Here is a 17,645-nt window from a genome sequence, read left to right as displayed (position 1 = left end):
CGGACATGGCACCGGAGTGGGACTGGGAAAGCGGCGAAGGCCTGCTGCGGATCGACGACCCCGCCGATTGGGACGCGGCGTACGAGCGCGGCGAAAGCCGTCTTGGTACGGCGGTGATCGGGTTGGCCTTCAATTGCACCCTGGCCGAGGCCTCGCCGCGGATCATCAGGGCGATGCGGTTCCCGGACCGTGCTGAGCAGGGGTTCGCGTTCACCGCGGCCGGTGTTGCTGCCCGACTCAACGGCGCGTTGACACCGGAGCTGTACGCGGCCCTGCGGGCGGAAGGCCCGGGTCGCATGAGCATCGCCGTGAACGCCGTCGACGACACCCTCGACTACGTGCCGTTCCGGGATCTGCCGCTGTGGCTCAAGTGGTGGAAGGTCGTGTCCAAGGTGCTGGACAAGCTGGCGACCTGGCGGCTGGAGTCGTCGTACGCGGTCAGTGACGCCTGGAAGGCCCTGCGTCGACGGCGCTGATGGAAGGGGAGAAGCAGATGGTGGTCATCTGTTCCGGTAGTCAGCGATACATCGACGGACTCCTCTTCGCCAGCCAGGGGTATGTCGGTCGGGAGAGGGCGGAGCAATGGGCGGCAGCGGTCCCCGAGCCACGCACCCGCATCCTCGATCGGCTGCGGTTCGCCTCCGAAAACGGAGACTGGCGGAGGTTCGAGCGGCTCGCAGGTGCGGCTGTTCATCTGCGTCCCGAGGGGCTCGCCCCGATCCTGGTGGCGGTGCTTGCTTCGGGCGTGCAACGGGTGAACGCGGAGGATCTGGTCGACATGCTCGGCGAACTGCGCGCCCCCGAGGCGGTGGACGCGATCAGCGCTCTCCTTCGGGAGCGGAAGGGTTCCGACGGGCCGTTCTTCCCTCTGTGCGTGAAAGGGGTCCAGTCGCTCGGAGAGATCGGCACTCCTGACGCGCTGGCACTCCTCAGAGGCATTGCCACGAGCGCCCCGGAGGAATGGCCCGACCCACTGAGGTGGCACGCCGCGGAGCAACTGGGAATCGAGGACGAACTAGGCTTCGACGAGGACGAGATGCTGGGGGGTGGGTAGCCGTCGTGGGGATGTCAGGTTCCGGCGCTGCCGGGGGGCGGCGCGACGCCGGCCCGGCCGAACACGTCGCCCCGCGCCCCGAGCAGGCGTACGCGCGGGAGGTTTTCGCAGCCCTCGGCGGGATCGTGGAGATCGGCGCTGTGGTCGCCACCGGGACCTGGGCTGTCGCGGACGCCTCGGTTGGGCGTCTGGTGAGCGCGCGACGGGCCGAGGTGGACCGGCTGCTCGCCGTCGTCCGCGCGCTCGGCGGCTTCAGCGATGCGTCCATGGCCATCGTCGACGAACTGGGCTATCTGCGCGAGTACCCGGTGACCGCGCCGTCCCTGCTCCTGTGGTCCGGCTGCATCGAGGAGATCTCGCCCCGCCTCACGGAACTCGAACGTCCGTCGGCCGTGCGTCGGATGTGTCACATGGGGGCGGATCTCCAACTCGCCCGATTCCTACAGGCGTTGGTCACGGCCGCCATCGCCGGGGGGACCGAAGTGGCGCAGGGCGCGGAATGGGTGGCTGAGGCTCTCACCACCGCGGTCGCCCTGGCGGACGATGCGGGACGAGCCAGTACCGCCGCCACGTTCCGGGCCTGGCGGGTCGCCTTCCTTCCGGGCATCCTCCGCCCGGACTCCAGCGCTCCGGAGTACGGCAGGGCAGGCTTCCGCGCCTACGCCCACGCCTTGGAGGAACTGCTGGAGCAGGTCGACGGTGACGGTGGAGGCGCTGGGCGGCGGTGCGGCGACTGGCCGGGGGATGGCTGAGGCGAGCCGTTCGCACAGGGCCGCGAGACCGGCGAGGGGCTGCTGAGCCTCTACGACCCCGGCCCGGAGATTCCGGGAGGGGCAGCGGGCTCGGCTCGGGCAGTGGCTGCAGGCCCTCGGGGAGCGATGTGGCCGACCCTGGGGGAGTCACGCGGCAGGCCAGGGGCGGCGGGCCCGCCCGGTGAAGGGGCTGTGGCTCCCCGGTGGGCCAGTGATGCGGGGGCTCCGGAGCGGATGCGGGGCCTCGGCGGGCCCGGGGGAGAGGGTCGGTGGACCGGTGTCGGGATCCAGGTCGTGCCGGAGTTTGACCTCCGTCACCTTAGGGGTACGATCTCCGGCTCGATTGGCCAGCCCCCCGTCCGGTATGGCAGACTAGCGGGGTTGCTCGGTCGAGTGCCGATGCTGCGCGCCTCCCGTCGGGAGGACTGGAAGCGAGTCCCACAGTACTCGTCGCCCAATCTGTCGTGAGGCAGCGCTGGGGCGGACGTACGGGAATCTTCCGGGAAGTGTCAGCGGGGTGCAGACCAGGCACCCGGTGGGTGTTTTCGCCCCCGGTCCTGCGGTTGCTTTCGGGCGGAGCCGCGTCCCTCGTAGGGAAATCCGTGACGGATATCCCTGTCGGCAGGAGCGCGACACACCCGACCGCGTGGGTCGGAGGTCAGGACGCGAACCCCCGGGTACCAGAGCGTTTTAATCGAGACAAAGGACTACTGAGTAGCCATGGCGGGACAGAAGATCCGCATCCGGCTCAAGGCCTACGACCACGAGGTCATCGATTCGTCGGCGAAGAAGATCGTCGAGACGGTGACGCGCACTGGTGCGTCGGTCGCGGGCCCGGTGCCGCTGCCCACTGAGAAGAACGTGTACTGCGTCATCAAGTCGCCGCACAAGTACAAGGACTCTCGCGAGCACTTCGAGATGCGCACGCACAAGCGCCTCATCGACATCCTCGACCCCACGCCCAAGACCGTTGACTCCCTGATGCGACTCGACCTCCCGGCCGGTGTCGACATCGAGATCAAGCTCTAGGGATCGGTGATCTGAGAATGGCTAAGCAGATCAAGGGCATCCTCGGCGAGAAGCTCGGCATGACGCAGGTGTGGGACGAGAACAACCGTGTTGTTCCCGTCACCGTCGTCAAGGCCGGCCCGAACGTCGTGACCCAGGTCCGTACGAACGACGTCGACGGCTACGAGTCCGTCCAGATCGCGTTCGGCGAGATCGACCCGCGCAAGGTGAACAAGCCCCTCAAGGGCCACTTCGCGAAGGCCGACGTCACTCCCCGCCGCCACCTCGTCGAGATCCGTACCGCTGACGCCAGCGAGTACACCCTCGGCCAGGAGATCACCGCTGAGGTGTTCGAGGCCGGCATCAAGGTGGACGTGACCGGCAAGAGCAAGGGCAAGGGCTTCGCCGGTGTCATGAAGCGTCACAACTTCAAGGGCCTCGGCGCCGGACACGGTGTCCAGCGCAAGCACCGCTCCCCCGGCTCCATCGGTGGCTGTGCCACCCCGGGCCGTGTGTTCAAGGGCGTCCGCATGGCGGGCCGCATGGGCAACGAGCGGGTCACCACCCAGAACCTGACCGTTCACGCCGTTGACGCGGAGAAGGGCCTGCTCCTCATCAAGGGAGCGATCCCTGGTCCGAACGGCGGCCTCGTCCTGGTCCGTACCGCGGCCAAGGGGGCCTGAGGACATGAGCACCATTGACATTCTGTCGCCCTCCGGCGACACCGCCGGGACTGTTGAGCTCCCGGCCGAGATCTTCGACGTCGAGAAGATCAGCATCCCGCTGCTCCACCAGGTTGTCGTCGCGCAGCTGGCCGCGGCCCGTCAGGGCACGCACAAGGTCAAGCGTCGTGGCGAGGTCCGCGGTGGTGGCCGCAAGCCTTACCGCCAGAAGGGCACCGGCCGCGCCCGTCAGGGTTCGACCCGCGCGCCGCAGTTCGCCGGCGGTGGCGTCGTTCACGGCCCCACCCCGCGTGACTACTCGCAGCGGACCCCGAAGAAGATGAAGGCCGCGGCCCTGCGCCACGCCCTCACCGACCGGGCCCGCAACGCTCGCATCCACGTCATCACCGGCGTGATCGAGGGCGAGACCCCCTCCACCAAGGCCGCGAAGAGCTTCCTCGGCAAGGTCAGCGAGCGCAAGAACGTGCTCCTGGTCATCGAGCGCTCCGACGAGGCCGCGCTGCTCTCCGCGCGCAACCTGCCCCAGGTCCACATCCTGGAGCCGGGCCAGCTGAACACGTACGACGTTCTCGTCTCGGACGACGTGGTCTTCACCCAGGCCGCTTTCGAGTCCTTCGTGTCTGGCCCCCAGGCCGCTGACACCGAAGGGAGCGAAGCCTGATGGCTACGCGTCACCCGAGCATTGCCTCGAAGGCCGCCAAGGCCAAGAAGGTCGCGCGCGTCGCCAAGGCGAAGCGCCACGAGGCCGAAGGCAAGAACACCGTCGAGACCCCGCTGAGCAAGAGCTTCACGGATCCCCGTGACGTCCTCCTCAAGCCGGTCGTCTCGGAGAAGAGCTACGCGCTGCTCGACGAGGGCAAGTACACCTTCGTCGTGGACCCGCGGGCCAACAAGACCCAGATCAAGCAGGCCGTCCAGGCGGTCTTCTCGGTCAAGGTCACCGGGGTCAACACGATCAACCGTCAGGGCAAGCGCAAGCGCACCAAGACGGGCTTCGGCAAGCGTGCCGACAGCAAGCGCGCGATCGTGACCCTCGCTGAGGGCGACCGTATCGACATCTTCGGCCAGGCCTCCTAACGGAGTGCCCTGGTCCGAATATCGGACGAGGACTGAGAAATGGGAATCCGCAAGTACAAGCCGACTACGCCGGGCCGTCGTGGCTCCAGCGTCGCCGACTTCGTCGAGGTCACGCGGTCCACGCCGGAGAAGTCGCTGGTTCGCCCCCTGCACAGCAAGGGCGGCCGTAACAATTCCGGTCGTGTGACCGTTCGCCACCAGGGTGGCGGACACAAGCGCGCCTTCCGAGTGATCGACTTCCGTCGTCACGACAAGGACGGCGTGCCGGCGAAGGTCGCGCACATCGAGTACGACCCCAACCGCACCGCGCGCATCGCGCTGCTGCACTACGCGGACGGCGAGAAGCGCTACATCCTCGCCCCGCGCAACCTGTCGCAGGGTGACCGCGTCGAGAACGGTCCTGGGGCCGACATCAAGCCGGGCAACAACCTGGCCATCCGCAACATCCCGGTCGGTACCACGATCCACGCGATCGAGATCCGTCCCGGTGGCGGCGCCAAGTTCGCCCGCTCCGCCGGTGCCTCGGTGCAGCTGCTCGCGAAGGAGGGCACCATGGCCCACCTCCGCATGCCGTCGGGTGAGATCCGCCTGGTCGACCAGCGCTGCCGCGCCACGGTCGGCGAGGTCGGCAACGCCGAGCAGAGCAACATCAACTGGGGTAAGGCCGGCCGTAAGCGCTGGCTGGGCGTTCGCCCGTCCGTCCGCGGTGTGGCGATGAACCCGGTTGACCACCCGCACGGTGGTGGTGAGGGCAAGACCTCCGGTGGTCGCCACCCGGTCTCCCCGTGGGGTCAGAAGGAGGGTCGTACTCGTTCGCCGAAGAAGGCTTCGAACAAGTACATCGTCCGCCGCCGCAAGACGAACAAGAAGCGCTAGGAGCGGGTTTAGATGCCGCGCAGTCTCAAGAAGGGACCCTTCGTCGACGGACACCTTGTAAAGAAGGTGGACGTACAGAACGAAGCCGGTACCAAGAACGTCATCAAGACCTGGTCCCGTCGCTCGATGATCATCCCGGCCATGCTCGGCCACACGATCGCGGTGCACAACGGCAAGACCCACATCCCGGTGTTTGTCACCGAGTCGATGGTCGGCCACAAGCTCGGCGAGTTCTCGCCGACGCGCACCTTCCGGGGTCACGTCAAGGACGACCGGAAGTCGAAGCGCCGCTAACGCGGGGTGGAATCGACCATGACAGACACTGGAAGGACAACCATGGAAGCCAGGGCCCAGGCGCGGTACATCCGCGTTACGCCCATGAAGGCCCGCCGAGTGGTGGACCTTATCCGTGGCATGGATGCCACGGAGGCTCAGGCGGTCCTGCGTTTCGCCCCGCAGGCCGCGAGCGTGCCGGTCGGCAAGGTGCTTGACAGCGCCATTGCCAACGCCGCGCACAACTACGACCACACCGACGCCGACAGCCTCTTCATCTCCGAGGCGTACGTCGACGAGGGTCCGACCCTGAAGCGGTTCAGGCCGCGCGCCCAGGGCCGTGCCTACCGGATCCGCAAGCGGACCAGCCACATCACCGTGGTCGTCAGCAGCAAGGAAGGAACCCGGTAATGGGCCAGAAGGTTAACCCGCATGGGTTCCGGCTCGGCATCACCACGGACTTCAAGTCCCGCTGGTACGCCGACAAGCTGTACAAGGACTACGTCAAGGAAGACGTCGCCATCCGTCGGATGATGACGTCCGGCATGGAGCGCGCCGGCATCTCGAAGGTTGAGATCGAGCGCACCCGTGACCGCGTGCGGGTGGACATCCACACCGCGCGTCCGGGCATCGTCATCGGCCGCCGTGGCGCCGAGGCCGACCGCATCCGCGGTGACCTCGAGAAGCTCACGGGCAAGCAGGTCCAGCTGAACATCCTCGAGGTCAAGAGCCCCGAGACCGACGCTCAGCTGGTTGCCCAGGCCGTTGCCGAGCAGCTGTCCTCCCGCGTCTCCTTCCGTCGCGCCATGCGTAAGAGCATGCAGGGCACGATGAAGGCCGGCGCCAAGGGCATCAAGATCCAGTGTGGTGGCCGTCTCGGCGGCGCCGAGATGTCCCGCTCGGAGTTCTACCGCGAGGGCCGTGTGCCCCTGCACACGCTCCGCGCGAACGTCGACTACGGCTTCTTCGAGGCCAAGACGACCTTCGGCCGTATCGGTGTGAAGGTCTGGATCTACAAGGGCGACGTCAAGAACATCGCCGAGGTCCGCGCCGAGAACGCCGCTGCCCGTGCCGGCAACCGCCCGGCCCGTGGCGGCGGCAACGACCGCCCGGCCGGCCGTGGTGGTCGTGGTGGCGAGCGTGGCGGCCGCGGCCGCAAGCCGCAGCAGGCTCCCGCTGCCGAGGCCCCCAAGGCCGAGGCTCCGGCTGCCGCTCCGGCTGAGAGCACCGGAACGGAGGCCTGACCGACATGCTGATCCCCCGTAGGGTCAAGCACCGCAAGCAGCACCACCCGAAGCGCCGTGGTCAGGCCAAGGGCGGTACGCAGGTTTCGTTCGGCGAGTACGGCATTCAGGCCCTCACGCCGGCGTACGTGACGAACCGTCAGATCGAGGCCGCACGTATCGCGATGACCCGCCACATCAAGCGTGGCGGCAAGGTCTGGATCAACATCTACCCGGACCGCCCGCTCACGAAGAAGCCCGCCGAGACCCGCATGGGTTCCGGTAAGGGTTCCCCCGAGTGGTGGGTCGCGAACGTGCACCCGGGCCGGGTCATGTTCGAACTGTCCTACCCCAACGAGAAGATCGCCCGTGAGGCCCTCACTCGCGCAGCCCACAAGCTGCCGATGAAGTGCCGGATCGTCAAGCGCGAGGCAGGTGAAGCGTGATGTCGGCCGGTACCAAGGCGTCCGAGCTGCGCGAACTGGGTGACGAGGAGCTTCTCGCGAAGCTCCGCGAAGCCAAGGAAGAGCTGTTCAACCTCCGCTTCCAGGCGGCGACCGGTCAGCTCGAGAACCACGGGCGGCTCAAGGCCGTCCGCAAGGACATCGCGCGGATCTACACCCTGATGCGTGAGCGCGAGCTGGGCATCGAGACGGTGGAGAGCGCCTGATGAGCGAGAGCAACGTGACTGAGCAGAAGACCGACCGCGGATTCCGCAAGACCCGTGAGGGTCTGGTCGTCAGCGACAAGATGGACAAGACCGTCGTCGTCGCTGTCGAGGACCGCGTGAAGCACGCGCTGTACGGCAAGGTCATCCGCCGTACGAGCAAGCTCAAGGCCCACGACGAGCAGAACGCCGCCGGCGTCGGCGACCGCGTCCTCCTGATGGAGACCCGGCCGCTGTCCTCGACGAAGCGCTGGCGCATCGTCGAGATCCTCGAGAAGGCCAAGTAATTACCTGAGGGGTATCCCTCAGGTTCGTTCCGCCAGGCTCGGGGCGGGACCGTCCTAGACGGTCCCGCCCCGGGAACCGGCAGACAATCAGGAGATAGACGTGATCCAGCAGGAGTCGCGACTGCGTGTCGCCGACAACACTGGTGCGAAGGAAATCCTTTGCATCCGTGTGCTCGGTGGCTCCGGTCGCCGCTACGCGGGCATCGGTGACGTGATCGTCGCCACCGTCAAGGACGCGATCCCCGGCGGCAACGTGAAGAAGGGTGACGTCGTCAAGGCTGTCATCGTTCGCACCGTCAAGGAGCGCCGCCGTCCGGACGGCTCGTACATCCGCTTCGACGAGAACGCCGCCGTCATTCTGAAGAACGACGGCGACCCTCGTGGCACCCGTATCTTCGGCCCTGTCGGCCGTGAGCTGCGCGAGAAGAAGTTCATGAAGATCATCTCGCTCGCGCCGGAGGTGCTGTAAGCATGAAGATCAAGAAGGGCGACCTGGTTCAGGTCATCACCGGTAAGGACAAGGGCAAGCAGGGCAAGGTCATTGCCGCTTACCCGCGCGACGAGCGCGTCCTGGTCGAGGGTGTCAACCGGGTCAAGAAGCACACGAAGGCCGGCCCGACCGCCAAGGGTTCGCAGGCCGGTGGCATCGTCACGACCGAGGCGCCCGTCCACGTCTCCAACGTCCAGCTGGTCGTTGAGAAGGACGGCAACAAGGTTGTCACGCGCGTCGGTTACCGCTTCGACGACGAGGGCAACAAGATCCGCGTTGCCAAGCGGACGGGTGAGGACATCTGATGGCTACCACCACCACTCCGCGTCTCAAGACGAAGTACCGCGAGGAGATCGCGGCGAAGCTGCAGGAAGAGTTCTCCTACGAGAACGTCATGCAGACGCCGGGCCTCGTCAAGATCGTGGTCAACATGGGTGTCGGCGACGCCGCCCGTGACTCGAAGCTCATGGACGGTGCCGTCCGTGACCTGACCACGATCACCGGTCAGAAGCCGGCCATCACCAAGGCCCGCAAGTCCATCGCGCAGTTCAAGCTGCGTGAAGGTCAGCCGATCGGTGCCCACGTCACGCTCCGTGGCGACCGCATGTGGGAGTTCCTGGACCGCACCCTGTCGCTCGCGCTTCCGCGCATCCGCGACTTCCGTGGTCTGTCCCCCAAGCAGTTCGACGGCCGTGGCAACTACACCTTCGGTCTCACGGAGCAGGTCATGTTCCACGAGATCGACCAGGACAAGATCGACCGCACCCGGGGTATGGACATCACCGTGGTGACCACGGCGACCAACGACGCTGAGGGCCGCGCCCTTCTTCGTCACCTCGGCTTCCCCTTCAAGGAGGCGTAAGCGAGATGGCGAAGAAGGCTCTGATTGCCAAGGCTGCTCGTAAGCCCAAGTTCGGTGTGCGTGGCTACACGCGCTGCCAGCGCTGCGGTCGTCCGCACTCCGTGTACCGCAAGTTCGGCCTGTGCCGCGTCTGCCTTCGTGAGATGGCTCACCGTGGCGAGCTGCCGGGCGTGACCAAGAGCTCCTGGTAGTCCCTGTAATTCAGGGATCCAGGACTCTCGGTAAGTAAAGGGCTCTGTCAGGCGCCCGTCTCTCCATGGCTTAGGCTAGGAGGGTTGGGCGCCTGACGCCCAAACGACTTACTACGCCGTAGGTCCCCGCACCGCACCCGTCCCGCCCATGAGTGGGGAGAGGGATGGCGCATACAGGAAACCCCGGCGAGAGAGGCCGAAGGCCAATTCATGACCATGACTGATCCGATCGCAGACATGCTTACGCGTCTGCGTAACGCGAACTCGGCGTACCACGACACCGTGGGTATGCCGCACAGCAAGATCAAGTCGCACATCGCGGAGATCCTCCAGCAGGAGGGCTTCATCACGGGCTGGAAGGTCGAGGACGCCGAGGTCGGCAAGAACCTCGTTCTCGAGCTGAAGTTCGGCCCGAACCGTGAGCGCTCCATCGCGGGCATCAAGCGGATCTCCAAGCCCGGTCTCCGGGTTTACGCGAAGTCCACCTCCCTGCCCAAGGTGCTTGGCGGCCTCGGCGTGGCGATCATCTCCACGTCGCACGGTCTCCTCACCGACAAGCAGGCCGGCAAGAAGGGCGTAGGCGGAGAAGTTCTCGCCTACGTCTGGTAGCGGAAGGGAACGGAGGAAACAGCTATGTCGCGTATTGGCAAGCTCCCCATCACGGTTCCCGCCGGCGTGGACGTCACCATCGACGGCCGTACGGTTGCGGTGAAGGGGCCCAAGGGCACCCTCTCTCACACCGTTGCGGCGCCGATCGAGATCGCTAAGGGTGAGGACGGCGTTCTGAACGTCACCCGCCCGAACGACGAGCGTCAGAACAAGGCCCTCCACGGCCTGTCCCGCACGCTGGTGGCGAACATGATCACCGGCGTGACCACGGGTTACGTGAAGAAGCTCGAGATCAGCGGTGTCGGTTACCGCGTCCTGGCGAAGGGCTCCAACCTGGAGTTCTCGCTCGGCTACAGCCACTCGATCACTGTCGAGGCCCCCGAAGGCATCACCTTCAAGGTCGAGAACCCGACGCGGTTCTCGGTCGAGGGCATCGACAAGCAGAAGGTCGGCGAGGTTGCGGCCAACATCCGCAAGCTGCGCAAGCCCGACCCGTACAAGGCCAAGGGCGTCAAGTACGAGGGCGAAGTCATTCGTCGCAAGGTCGGAAAGGCGGGTAAGTAAGCCATGGCATACGGTGTCAAGATTGCTAAGGGCGACGCTTACAAGCGTGCTGCCATCAAGCGTCGTCACATCCGGATCCGTAAGCACATCTCGGGTACGGCTGAGCGTCCGCGCCTGGTCGTGACGCGCTCCAACCGTCACATCGTGGCCCAGGTCATCGACGACGTTAAGGGTCACACCCTCGCGTCGGCGTCGACCCTGGACACCACGATCCGCGGTGGCGAGGCCGACAAGTCGGCTCAGGCGAAGTCGGTCGGCGCCCTGGTCGCCGAGCGCGCCAAGGCCGCCGGTGTCGAGGCTGTCGTATTCGACCGTGGTGGCAACCAGTACGCCGGGCGCATCGCCGCCCTGGCGGACGCCGCCCGCGAAGCCGGACTCAAGTTCTGAGTCGCCCGTCGCGCTAGCGACTTGATTGTCGCTGCGTAGCTAGCGGAAAAAGAGAGAGGTAATCCAATGGCTGGACCCCAGCGCCGTGGAAGCGGTGCCGGTGGCGGCGAGCGGCGGGACCGGAAGGGCCGTGACGGCGGCGCTGCTGCCGCCGAGAAGACCGCGTACGTTGAGCGCGTTGTCGCGATCAACCGCGTCGCCAAGGTTGTGAAGGGTGGTCGTCGCTTCAGCTTCACCGCGCTGGTCGTGGTGGGCGATGGTGACGGCACCGTCGGTGTCGGTTACGGCAAGGCCAAGGAGGTGCCGGCCGCGATCGCCAAGGGTGTTGAAGAGGCCAAGAAGCACTTCTTCAAGGTCCCCCGTATCCAGGGCACCATCCCGCACCCGATCACGGGCGAGAAGGCCGCGGGCGTCGTCCTGCTCAAGCCTGCTTCCCCCGGTACCGGCGTTATCGCCGGTGGCCCGGTGCGAGCTGTCCTGGAGTGCGCCGGCGTTCACGACATCCTGTCGAAGTCGCTCGGTTCTTCCAACGCGATCAACATCGTGCACGCGACCGTGGCGGCCCTCAAGGGCCTGCAGCGTCCCGAGGAGATCGCGGCTCGCCGTGGTCTGCCCCTCGAGGACGTCGCCCCCGCAGCTCTCCTTCGTGCACGTGCCGGGGCGGGTGCGTAATGGCTCGCCTCAAGGTCACGCAGACGAAGTCGTACATCGGCAGCAAGCAGAACCACCGTGACACCCTGCGTTCCCTTGGTCTCAAGGGCATCAACACGCAGGTCGTCAAGGAGGACCGCCCCGAGTTCCGCGGAATGGTTCACACCGTCCGCCACCTCGTGACGGTCGAGGAGGTCGACTGATCATGGCGGAAAACAACCCGCTCAAGATCCACAACCTCCGTCCCGCCCCGGGCGCCAAGACCGCCAAGACCCGTGTTGGTCGTGGTGAGGCGTCGAAGGGTAAGACGGCTGGTCGTGGTACCAAGGGCACGAAGGCCCGCTACCAGGTTCCGGAGCGCTTCGAGGGTGGCCAGATGCCCCTCCACATGCGTCTTCCGAAGCTGAAGGGCTTCCGTAACCCGTTCAAGACCGAGTTCCAGGTCGTGAACCTCGACAAGCTGGGCGCGCTGTACCCGGAGGGTGGCGAGGTCACCGTCGAGGGTCTCGTCGCCAAGGGTGCCGTTCGCAAGAACAGCCTCGTCAAGGTCCTCGGCCAGGGCGAGATCTCCGTGGCGCTGCAGGTGACGGTCGACGCCGTCTCCGGCTCCGCCAAGGAGAAGATCACCGCCGCCGGCGGTACTGTCACCGAGCTCGTCTGATTTCAGCAGGCGTCTCGATGACCTGAACGATCCCGACCGGGGATGCCCCACAAAAGGGGCATCCCCGGTTGGTCGTTCCTAGGGGGGCAGTGTCGCCGGTAAGGTGGCCTGCACTGTTAATTTTCGTCCGGCGTGCCTCAAGGGAACTCCGGACGGGCTTTGACTGTTGGTTAGCTGTCAGTCATCCGTCGAACCTCAAGACCGTCACCTCTGACGCAGTAGCGCGGGGGTCGCAGGAGGCACCGTGCTCACCGCGTTCGCCCGGGCGTTCAGGACGCCCGACCTGCGCAAGAAGCTGCTCTTCACGCTCGGCATCATCGTGGTCTACCGGGTCGGTACCCACGTCCCGATCCCCGGCGTGGACTACAAGAATGTCCAGTCGTGCATTGACACGGCCGACACGAACCGCGGGCTGTTCAGCCTGATTAACATGTTCAGTGGCGGCGCGCTGCTGCAGATCACGATCTTCGCGCTCGGCATCATGCCGTACATCACAGCGAGCATCATTCTTCAGCTGCTCACCGTGGTGATCCCGCGGCTGGAAGCCCTCAAGAAGGAGGGCTCGGCCGGTACGGCGAAGATCACGCAGTACACCCGTTATCTGACGGTCGCACTCGCCATCCTGCAGGGCACGGGCCTGGTGGCCACCGCTCGCAGTGGCGCACTGTTCTCGGGCTGCCCCGTGGCCAACCAGATCGTGCCGGACCAGTCGATCTTCACCACCATCACGATGGTCGTCACGATGACCGCCGGTACCTGTGTCGTCATGTGGCTCGGTGAGCTCATCACCGACCGCGGCATCGGCAACGGCATGTCGATCCTCATGTTCATCTCGATCGCCGCGACCTTCCCGAGCGCGCTGTGGACCGTCAAGGTCCAGGGCAAGCTGGCCGGTGGCTGGATCGAGTTCGGCACGGTCATCGCGGTGGGGCTGTGCATGGTCGGCCTGGTGGTCTTCGTCGAGCAGGCGCAGCGCCGGATTCCGGTCCAGTACGCGAAGCGCATGATCGGCCGCCGTTCCTACGGTGGCACCTCGACCTACATTCCGCTGAAGGTCAACCAGGCAGGTGTGATCCCTGTCATCTTCGCCTCGTCGCTGCTCTACATTCCGAGCCTGGTCGCCCAGTTCTCGAAGAGCAACTCCGGGTGGAAAACGTGGGTCACACAGAACCTGACCAAGGGTGACCACCCGATTTACATCGCGCTGTACTTCCTTCTGATCGTTTTCTTCGCGTTCTTCTACGTGGCGATCTCGTTCAACCCCGAGGAAGTAGCCGACAACATGAAGAAGTATGGTGGCTTCATCCCGGGCATCCGGGCTGGCCGGCCGACCGCTGAGTACCTGAGTTACGTACTCAACCGGATCACCTGGCCGGGTTCGCTGTATCTGGGGCTGATCGCTCTCGTGCCGACGGTAGCGTTGGTTGGTTTCGGGGCAAACCAGAACTTCCCGTTCGGTGGTACCAGCATCCTGATCATCGTGGGTGTCGGTCTCGAGACGGTGAAGCAGATCGAGAGTCAGCTTCAGCAGCGCAATTACGAAGGGTTCCTCCGCTGATGCGAATCGTCCTCGTCGGGCCGCCCGGTGCCGGGAAGGGAACGCAGGCTGCGTTCCTCGCCAAGAATCTGGGGATCCCGCACATCTCAACGGGCGACCTGTTCCGCGCCAACATCTCCCGGCAGACGGAACTCGGCAAGCTGGCGAAGTCCTACATGGACAAGGGTGAACTGGTACCGGACGAGGTCACCATCGCCATGGCCAAGGACCGCATGGAGCAGCCCGACGCGGAGCACGGCTTCCTGCTCGACGGCTTCCCGCGCAACGTCTCGCAGGCCGAGGCGCTGGACGAGATGCTGAGCAGCGAGGGCATGAAGCTGGACGCGGTGCTGGACCTGGAGGTCCCCGAGGACGAGGTGGTCCGCCGTATCGCGGGCCGTCGCATCTGCCGGAACGACTCGTCGCACGTCTTCCACGTCTCGTACAAGATGCCGAAGCAGGAAGGCGTCTGTGACGTCTGCGGCGGCGAGCTGTACCAGCGCGACGACGACTCCGAGGACACCGTCCGTACGCGGCTGGAGGTCTACCACACGCAGACCGAGCCGATCATCGACTACTACAAGGCCCAGGGCCTGGTCGTCACGATCCTGGCGCTCGGCAAGGTGGAAGAGGTCACGGCGCGCGCGATGGAGGCGCTGTCCCGCGAGGACGCCTAGTCCGTGCGGGGCCCGCTCCGCGGTACGCGGGTATCGCGGGGTGCGTGAAGCAGTACGTCGCGTCGGCCGCGGCACCCTCACCGGGTGTCGCGGCCGACGCGCGAGGCGGGCGGGGCGAAGGCCCTGTGCGCGTGCCTGGGGTCCCGGACCCCGGGCGGGGTGGGTCGAGTCCCCCGTATCGTTGGAGTAGTCCGTAGTTCCGGTCCAGAAAGGCCGCAGCCACCATGGTGCAGATCAAGACCCCCGAGCAGATCGCCAAGATGCGTGAGGCGGGGCTGGTCGTCGCGGCGATCCATGCGGCCACGCGGGAAGCGGCGGTGCCCGGTGCGACGACCCGGGACCTGGACGAGGTCGCGCGCAAGGTGCTCGAGGAGCACGGCGCCAAGTCGAACTTCCTCGGGTACGGCGGTTTCCCCGCGACGATCTGCACCTCGGCCAACGAGGTCGTCGTCCACGGCATCCCGGACGAGAAGACCGTCCTGAAGGACGGCGACATCATCTCCATCGACGCCGGCGCGATCGTGGACGGCTGGCACGGCGACGCCGCGTACACCGCGTTCGTGGGTTCCGGCCACGCCCCGGAACTGATCGAGCTCTCCCGGGTGACCGAGGAGTCGATGTGGGCGGGCATCGCGGCCATGAAGGCGGGCAACCGCCTGGTGGATGTCTCGCGGGCCATCGAGACCTACATCCGCCGGCAGCCGAAGCCGGGCGGCGGCAAGTACGGGATCATCGAGGACTACGGCGGCCACGGCATCGGCACCGAGATGCACATGGACCCGCACCTGCTGAACTACGTCGAGCGGAAGCGGGGGAAGGGGCCGAAGCTGGTCCCCGGGTTCTGCCTCGCGATCGAGCCGATGGTGTCGCTCGGCACACCGCGGACCGACGTGCTCGATGACGACTGGACCGTGATCACCACGGACGGGACCTGGTCCTCGCACTGGGAGCACTCCGTGGCGCTGACGGAGGAAGGGCCGCTGGTCCTCACGGCACCCGACTGCGGCAGGGCGAAGCTCGCCGAGTACGGGGTCACGGCGGCGCCCGATCCCCTCGCGGGCTGAAGCACCGCCCGCAAGGACGTTCGCAGATTCCCTTGATATCGATCTTGCGTTCGATATCTTCCGCGCCTTTCCCGTCACTCCCTTTCTCCGTCGACCGTGCTATCGGTCAGCCCCGCCCCTCGCGCATACGGCGTCGATGGGCGGGGCATCGTCATGAGTGGCGGAGGAGGGCGGAGCTGAATTCGTCTTTCCGGGGGCCCTGACGTAGACTGACTCGTCGGCTCTCGTGCACCCGCATGTCTGCATGCGCTCGCACGAAGTCGATCAAGGTAGTCGATTCGAAGGGCAAAGCGTGGCCAAGAAGCAAGGTGCCATCGAGATCGAGGGCACTGTCGTTGAGTCTCTTCCGAACGCGATGTTCAAGGTGGAGCTCCAGAACGGCCACCAGGTCCTGGCGCACATCAGCGGCAAGATGCGCATGCACTACATCCGCATCCTCCCTGACGACCGGGTCGTGGTGGAGTTGTCTCCGTACGACCTGACGCGCGGCCGGATCGTCTACCGCTACAAGTAGATCTTGCCTTGCTCCGTGTCCCGGTCCCGGGACACGGGGGGTGGCACTGACCCGGAGAACCTCACCTAATGAAGGTCAAGCCGAGCGTCAAGAAGATCTGCGACAAGTGCAGGGTGATCCGCCGTCACGGTCGGGTCATGGTCATCTGCGAAAACCCGCGCCACAAGCAGCGCCAGGGCTGACGCACGACCGCACCTTCTGCACCCGCAGATACTTCGCGCGACGCAAGCAGTACATGTTCATACGCAGGATCCAGGGCTGAGTCTCATCAGGCCTGACACCCCCGGTCGGAGGCCGGGGACCCGGTTCGTACCGAATGCTCGATCCATTGGATCAGAGGACGACGGCGGGCGGGATCCGGTTCTGCGGAAGACCTCCGAACGACAACTGGAGCCATTGAATGGCACGCGTTTCCGGTGTTGACATCCCGCGCGAAAAGCGTGTGGAGGTCGCCCTCACCTACGTGTTCGGCATCGGCCGGACGCTTTCCCAGCTGACGCTGGCCGAGACCGGCGTGAACCCCAACACGCGCGTTCGTGACCTCTCCGAGGAGGAGCTGGTCAAGATCCGCGAGTACGTGGACGCCAACATCAAGACCGAGGGTGACCTCCGTCGCGAGATTCAGGCCGACATCCGCCGCAAGGTCGAGATCGGTTGCTACCAGGGTCTGCGCCACCGTCGTGGCCTGCCCGTCCACGGTCAGCGCACCAGCACGAACGCTCGTACCCGCAAGGGCCCGCGTCGCGCCATCGCCGGTAAGAAGAAGCCGGGCAAGAAGTAGTCCTCAGCGGACAACGCTTCATCAGCGGTCTTCGCTGTAGGACCGACCACCTCCCCGTAGGAGAAATAGATGCCCCCCAAGGGTCGTCAGGGCGCTGCCAAGAAGGTGCGCCGCAAGGAAAAGAAGAACGTTGCTCACGGGCACGCTCACATCAAGAGCACGTTCAACAACACCATCGTCTCGATCACGGACCCCTCGGGCAACGTGATCTCCTGGGCCTCCGCCGGCCACGTCGGCTTCAAGGGCTCGCGCAAGTCCACCCCCTTCGCCGCGCAGATGGCCGCCGAGTCGGCCGCCCGTCGCGCGCAGGAGCACGGCATGCGCAAGGTTGACGTCTTCGTGAAGGGCCCGGGCTCCGGTCGCGAGACCGCGATCCGCTCCCTCCAGGCCACTGGCCTCGAGGTCGGCTCCATCCAGGACGTCACCCCCACCCCGCACAACGGCTGCCGTCCGCCGAAGCGCCGCCGCGTCTGACGCACGGCCGCTCGGTCGTCGTTCCTGACGGCCCTGTGCTGGTTTCGAGGTTTCCGGGCGGTACGGCTCCGTAAAAGGGCCGTATCGCCCGTACCCTTGCTGTACCCGGCCTCTTGTGAGGCGCGGTTCCGTCGGGCGTCAAATAGCGGGCGTCCACGAAAGAAGGATCTGATCACCACATGCTGATCGCTCAGCGTCCCTCGTTGACCGAAGAGGTCGTCGACGAATTCCGCTCCCGGTTCGTGATCGAGCCGCTGGAGCCGGGCTTCGGCTACACCCTCGG

31 protein-coding genes and 1 pseudogene are annotated in these 17,645 nt (G+C 65.9%); all 32 read left to right on the top strand.

The window, feature by feature from the left end; translation table 11 throughout:
* The first annotated feature begins 5 nt into the window (after positions 1 to 5).
* Positions 6 to 476, top strand: coding sequence for a hypothetical protein (locus ACZ4N5_RS39115; RefSeq protein WP_467761748.1), 471 nt, complete (start codon positions 6 to 8; stop codon positions 474 to 476).
* Positions 476 to 1,054 carry a HEAT repeat domain-containing protein gene (locus ACZ4N5_RS39110; RefSeq protein WP_467761747.1) on the top strand — a complete coding sequence of 193 codons (579 nt, stop codon included), beginning with the start codon at positions 476 to 478 and terminating at the stop codon, positions 1,052 to 1,054. Before ACZ4N5_RS39115 ends, ACZ4N5_RS39110 begins: the two co-directional genes overlap by 1 nt.
* 5 nt (positions 1,055 to 1,059) lie before the next feature.
* Complete coding sequence (locus tag ACZ4N5_RS39105; RefSeq protein ID WP_467761746.1) at positions 1,060 to 1,806, top strand: hypothetical protein; 747 nt, start codon at positions 1,060 to 1,062, stop codon at positions 1,804 to 1,806.
* Positions 1,807 to 2,526: 720 nt separating this feature from the next.
* Positions 2,527 to 2,835: a 30S ribosomal protein S10 gene (gene rpsJ / locus ACZ4N5_RS39100; protein ID WP_003948644.1), complete on the top strand. Its 309-nt coding sequence runs from the start codon at positions 2,527 to 2,529 to the stop codon at positions 2,833 to 2,835.
* A gap of 17 nt (positions 2,836 to 2,852) precedes the next feature.
* Positions 2,853 to 3,497 (top strand): 50S ribosomal protein L3, encoded by a 645-nt coding sequence (gene rplC / locus ACZ4N5_RS39095; protein WP_037627001.1) that lies wholly within the window; start codon positions 2,853 to 2,855, stop codon positions 3,495 to 3,497.
* A 4-nt stretch (positions 3,498 to 3,501) separates the two neighbouring features.
* Positions 3,502 to 4,158: a 50S ribosomal protein L4 gene (rplD, locus tag ACZ4N5_RS39090; protein WP_037627000.1), complete on the top strand. Its 657-nt coding sequence runs from the start codon at positions 3,502 to 3,504 to the stop codon at positions 4,156 to 4,158.
* Positions 4,158 to 4,574 carry a 50S ribosomal protein L23 gene (gene rplW / locus ACZ4N5_RS39085; protein WP_189190335.1) on the top strand — a complete coding sequence of 139 codons (417 nt, stop codon included), beginning with the start codon at positions 4,158 to 4,160 and terminating at the stop codon, positions 4,572 to 4,574. Before rplD ends, rplW begins: the two co-directional genes overlap by 1 nt.
* A gap of 39 nt (positions 4,575 to 4,613) precedes the next feature.
* Positions 4,614 to 5,450, top strand: a complete 837-nt coding sequence (gene rplB, locus ACZ4N5_RS39080; RefSeq protein WP_365870867.1) for a 50S ribosomal protein L2 — start codon at positions 4,614 to 4,616, stop codon at positions 5,448 to 5,450.
* Positions 5,451 to 5,462: 12 nt separating this feature from the next.
* Positions 5,463 to 5,744, top strand: coding sequence for a 30S ribosomal protein S19 (gene rpsS / locus ACZ4N5_RS39075; protein ID WP_024755409.1), 282 nt, complete (start codon positions 5,463 to 5,465; stop codon positions 5,742 to 5,744).
* A 42-nt stretch (positions 5,745 to 5,786) separates the two neighbouring features.
* Positions 5,787 to 6,134, top strand: a complete 348-nt coding sequence (rplV, locus tag ACZ4N5_RS39070) for a 50S ribosomal protein L22 (RefSeq protein ID WP_003974262.1) — start codon at positions 5,787 to 5,789, stop codon at positions 6,132 to 6,134.
* On the top strand, positions 6,134 to 6,967 hold the full coding sequence (gene rpsC / locus ACZ4N5_RS39065) for a 30S ribosomal protein S3 (RefSeq protein WP_467761745.1): 834 nt from the start codon (positions 6,134 to 6,136) through the stop codon (positions 6,965 to 6,967). The genes rplV and rpsC overlap by 1 nt, the downstream gene beginning before the upstream one ends.
* 5 nt (positions 6,968 to 6,972) lie before the next feature.
* On the top strand, positions 6,973 to 7,392 hold the full coding sequence (gene rplP / locus ACZ4N5_RS39060) for a 50S ribosomal protein L16 (RefSeq protein ID WP_099500627.1): 420 nt from the start codon (positions 6,973 to 6,975) through the stop codon (positions 7,390 to 7,392).
* Positions 7,392 to 7,616 (top strand): 50S ribosomal protein L29, encoded by a 225-nt coding sequence (rpmC, locus tag ACZ4N5_RS39055; RefSeq protein WP_003998824.1) that lies wholly within the window; start codon positions 7,392 to 7,394, stop codon positions 7,614 to 7,616. Before rplP ends, rpmC begins: the two co-directional genes overlap by 1 nt.
* Complete coding sequence (gene rpsQ, locus ACZ4N5_RS39050) at positions 7,616 to 7,900, top strand: 30S ribosomal protein S17 (RefSeq protein WP_037626988.1); 285 nt, start codon at positions 7,616 to 7,618, stop codon at positions 7,898 to 7,900. Before rpmC ends, rpsQ begins: the two co-directional genes overlap by 1 nt.
* 100 nt (positions 7,901 to 8,000) lie before the next feature.
* Complete coding sequence (gene rplN / locus ACZ4N5_RS39045; protein ID WP_003998823.1) at positions 8,001 to 8,369, top strand: 50S ribosomal protein L14; 369 nt, start codon at positions 8,001 to 8,003, stop codon at positions 8,367 to 8,369.
* A gap of 2 nt (positions 8,370 to 8,371) precedes the next feature.
* Positions 8,372 to 8,695, top strand: coding sequence for a 50S ribosomal protein L24 (gene rplX, locus ACZ4N5_RS39040; RefSeq protein WP_007494760.1), 324 nt, complete (start codon positions 8,372 to 8,374; stop codon positions 8,693 to 8,695).
* Positions 8,695 to 9,252, top strand: a complete 558-nt coding sequence (gene rplE, locus ACZ4N5_RS39035) for a 50S ribosomal protein L5 (protein ID WP_037626984.1) — start codon at positions 8,695 to 8,697, stop codon at positions 9,250 to 9,252. The genes rplX and rplE overlap by 1 nt, the downstream gene beginning before the upstream one ends.
* 5 nt (positions 9,253 to 9,257) lie before the next feature.
* On the top strand, positions 9,258 to 9,443 hold the full coding sequence (locus tag ACZ4N5_RS39030; RefSeq protein ID WP_003948630.1) for a type Z 30S ribosomal protein S14: 186 nt from the start codon (positions 9,258 to 9,260) through the stop codon (positions 9,441 to 9,443).
* Between the two features lie 210 nt (positions 9,444 to 9,653).
* Positions 9,654 to 10,052: a 30S ribosomal protein S8 gene (gene rpsH, locus ACZ4N5_RS39025; RefSeq protein WP_190037509.1), complete on the top strand. Its 399-nt coding sequence runs from the start codon at positions 9,654 to 9,656 to the stop codon at positions 10,050 to 10,052.
* Positions 10,053 to 10,076: 24 nt separating this feature from the next.
* Entirely contained in the window at positions 10,077 to 10,616 is a 540-nt protein-coding gene (gene rplF, locus ACZ4N5_RS39020; protein ID WP_467761744.1) for a 50S ribosomal protein L6, read from the top strand.
* A 3-nt stretch (positions 10,617 to 10,619) separates the two neighbouring features.
* Positions 10,620 to 11,003, top strand: a complete 384-nt coding sequence (rplR, locus tag ACZ4N5_RS39015) for a 50S ribosomal protein L18 (protein ID WP_060901491.1) — start codon at positions 10,620 to 10,622, stop codon at positions 11,001 to 11,003.
* A gap of 66 nt (positions 11,004 to 11,069) precedes the next feature.
* The gene (gene rpsE, locus ACZ4N5_RS39010; protein WP_006376045.1) at positions 11,070 to 11,675 is read left to right on the top strand and encodes a 30S ribosomal protein S5; all 606 of its coding nucleotides are present in this window, start codon (positions 11,070 to 11,072) and stop codon (positions 11,673 to 11,675) included.
* Positions 11,675 to 11,857: a 50S ribosomal protein L30 gene (gene rpmD, locus ACZ4N5_RS39005; RefSeq protein WP_055553514.1), complete on the top strand. Its 183-nt coding sequence runs from the start codon at positions 11,675 to 11,677 to the stop codon at positions 11,855 to 11,857. Before rpsE ends, rpmD begins: the two co-directional genes overlap by 1 nt.
* Positions 11,858 to 11,859: 2 nt before the next feature.
* On the top strand, positions 11,860 to 12,315 hold the full coding sequence (gene rplO, locus ACZ4N5_RS39000; protein WP_189190330.1) for a 50S ribosomal protein L15: 456 nt from the start codon (positions 11,860 to 11,862) through the stop codon (positions 12,313 to 12,315).
* A 244-nt stretch (positions 12,316 to 12,559) separates the two neighbouring features.
* On the top strand, positions 12,560 to 13,873 hold the full coding sequence (gene secY / locus ACZ4N5_RS38995) for a preprotein translocase subunit SecY (protein ID WP_467761743.1): 1,314 nt from the start codon (positions 12,560 to 12,562) through the stop codon (positions 13,871 to 13,873).
* The gene (locus tag ACZ4N5_RS38990) at positions 13,873 to 14,529 is read left to right on the top strand and encodes an adenylate kinase (protein ID WP_467761742.1); all 657 of its coding nucleotides are present in this window, start codon (positions 13,873 to 13,875) and stop codon (positions 14,527 to 14,529) included. Before secY ends, ACZ4N5_RS38990 begins: the two co-directional genes overlap by 1 nt.
* A gap of 224 nt (positions 14,530 to 14,753) precedes the next feature.
* On the top strand, positions 14,754 to 15,593 hold the full coding sequence (gene map, locus ACZ4N5_RS38985) for a type I methionyl aminopeptidase (protein ID WP_467761741.1): 840 nt from the start codon (positions 14,754 to 14,756) through the stop codon (positions 15,591 to 15,593).
* 292 nt (positions 15,594 to 15,885) lie between these two features.
* Positions 15,886 to 16,107 carry a translation initiation factor IF-1 gene (gene infA / locus ACZ4N5_RS38980; protein WP_003948620.1) on the top strand — a complete coding sequence of 74 codons (222 nt, stop codon included), beginning with the start codon at positions 15,886 to 15,888 and terminating at the stop codon, positions 16,105 to 16,107.
* Positions 16,108 to 16,175: 68 nt separating this feature from the next.
* On the top strand, positions 16,176 to 16,289 hold the full coding sequence (gene rpmJ, locus ACZ4N5_RS38975) for a 50S ribosomal protein L36 (protein ID WP_003998809.1): 114 nt from the start codon (positions 16,176 to 16,178) through the stop codon (positions 16,287 to 16,289).
* 218 nt (positions 16,290 to 16,507) lie between these two features.
* Positions 16,508 to 16,888, top strand: a complete 381-nt coding sequence (gene rpsM / locus ACZ4N5_RS38970) for a 30S ribosomal protein S13 (RefSeq protein WP_356468887.1) — start codon at positions 16,508 to 16,510, stop codon at positions 16,886 to 16,888.
* A gap of 69 nt (positions 16,889 to 16,957) precedes the next feature.
* Entirely contained in the window at positions 16,958 to 17,362 is a 405-nt protein-coding gene (gene rpsK, locus ACZ4N5_RS38965) for a 30S ribosomal protein S11 (RefSeq protein WP_003956432.1), read from the top strand.
* Between the two features lie 179 nt (positions 17,363 to 17,541).
* Positions 17,542 to 17,645, top strand: a pseudogene (locus ACZ4N5_RS38960) (DNA-directed RNA polymerase subunit alpha); the annotation flags it as partial.

This window comes from Streptomyces sp. NPDC026500 (genome assembly GCF_055567635.1).
This window is presented reverse-complemented; position numbering and strand designations above follow the sequence as displayed.

Excerpts from the sequence above, each read along its gene's own strand:
- rpsJ (WP_003948644.1), top strand. The coding sequence starts at position 2,527 with ATGGCGGGACAGAAGATCCGCATCCGGCTCAAGGCCTACGACCACGAG.
- rplW (WP_189190335.1), top strand. The coding sequence starts at position 4,158 with ATGGCTACGCGTCACCCGAGCATTGCCTCGAAGGCCGCCAAGGCCAAG.
- ACZ4N5_RS39030 (WP_003948630.1), top strand. The coding sequence starts at position 9,258 with ATGGCGAAGAAGGCTCTGATTGCCAAGGCTGCTCGTAAGCCCAAGTTC.
- rplV (WP_003974262.1), top strand. The coding sequence starts at position 5,787 with ATGGAAGCCAGGGCCCAGGCGCGGTACATCCGCGTTACGCCCATGAAG.
- rplR (WP_060901491.1), top strand. The coding sequence starts at position 10,620 with ATGGCATACGGTGTCAAGATTGCTAAGGGCGACGCTTACAAGCGTGCT.
- rpmC (WP_003998824.1), top strand. The coding sequence starts at position 7,392 with ATGTCGGCCGGTACCAAGGCGTCCGAGCTGCGCGAACTGGGTGACGAG.
- rplX (WP_007494760.1), top strand. The coding sequence starts at position 8,372 with ATGAAGATCAAGAAGGGCGACCTGGTTCAGGTCATCACCGGTAAGGAC.
- ACZ4N5_RS39115 (WP_467761748.1), top strand. The coding sequence starts at position 6 with ATGGCACCGGAGTGGGACTGGGAAAGCGGCGAAGGCCTGCTGCGGATC.
- rplP (WP_099500627.1), top strand. The coding sequence starts at position 6,973 with ATGCTGATCCCCCGTAGGGTCAAGCACCGCAAGCAGCACCACCCGAAG.
- rpsM (WP_356468887.1), top strand. The coding sequence starts at position 16,508 with ATGGCACGCGTTTCCGGTGTTGACATCCCGCGCGAAAAGCGTGTGGAG.
- rpsQ (WP_037626988.1), top strand. The coding sequence starts at position 7,616 with ATGAGCGAGAGCAACGTGACTGAGCAGAAGACCGACCGCGGATTCCGC.
- rpsC (WP_467761745.1), top strand. The coding sequence starts at position 6,134 with ATGGGCCAGAAGGTTAACCCGCATGGGTTCCGGCTCGGCATCACCACG.
- rplB (WP_365870867.1), top strand. The coding sequence starts at position 4,614 with ATGGGAATCCGCAAGTACAAGCCGACTACGCCGGGCCGTCGTGGCTCC.
- rpmJ (WP_003998809.1), top strand. The coding sequence starts at position 16,176 with ATGAAGGTCAAGCCGAGCGTCAAGAAGATCTGCGACAAGTGCAGGGTG.
- rpmD (WP_055553514.1), top strand. The coding sequence starts at position 11,675 with ATGGCTCGCCTCAAGGTCACGCAGACGAAGTCGTACATCGGCAGCAAG.
- rpsE (WP_006376045.1), top strand. The coding sequence starts at position 11,070 with ATGGCTGGACCCCAGCGCCGTGGAAGCGGTGCCGGTGGCGGCGAGCGG.
- map (WP_467761741.1), top strand. The coding sequence starts at position 14,754 with ATGGTGCAGATCAAGACCCCCGAGCAGATCGCCAAGATGCGTGAGGCG.
- rpsK (WP_003956432.1), top strand. The coding sequence starts at position 16,958 with ATGCCCCCCAAGGGTCGTCAGGGCGCTGCCAAGAAGGTGCGCCGCAAG.
- rpsS (WP_024755409.1), top strand. The coding sequence starts at position 5,463 with ATGCCGCGCAGTCTCAAGAAGGGACCCTTCGTCGACGGACACCTTGTA.
- rplF (WP_467761744.1), top strand. The coding sequence starts at position 10,077 with ATGTCGCGTATTGGCAAGCTCCCCATCACGGTTCCCGCCGGCGTGGAC.
- rplE (WP_037626984.1), top strand. The coding sequence starts at position 8,695 with ATGGCTACCACCACCACTCCGCGTCTCAAGACGAAGTACCGCGAGGAG.
- rplO (WP_189190330.1), top strand. The coding sequence starts at position 11,860 with ATGGCGGAAAACAACCCGCTCAAGATCCACAACCTCCGTCCCGCCCCG.
- ACZ4N5_RS38990 (WP_467761742.1), top strand. The coding sequence starts at position 13,873 with ATGCGAATCGTCCTCGTCGGGCCGCCCGGTGCCGGGAAGGGAACGCAG.
- rpsH (WP_190037509.1), top strand. The coding sequence starts at position 9,654 with ATGACCATGACTGATCCGATCGCAGACATGCTTACGCGTCTGCGTAAC.
- rplD (WP_037627000.1), top strand. The coding sequence starts at position 3,502 with ATGAGCACCATTGACATTCTGTCGCCCTCCGGCGACACCGCCGGGACT.
- rplC (WP_037627001.1), top strand. The coding sequence starts at position 2,853 with ATGGCTAAGCAGATCAAGGGCATCCTCGGCGAGAAGCTCGGCATGACG.
- ACZ4N5_RS39110 (WP_467761747.1), top strand. The coding sequence starts at position 476 with ATGGAAGGGGAGAAGCAGATGGTGGTCATCTGTTCCGGTAGTCAGCGA.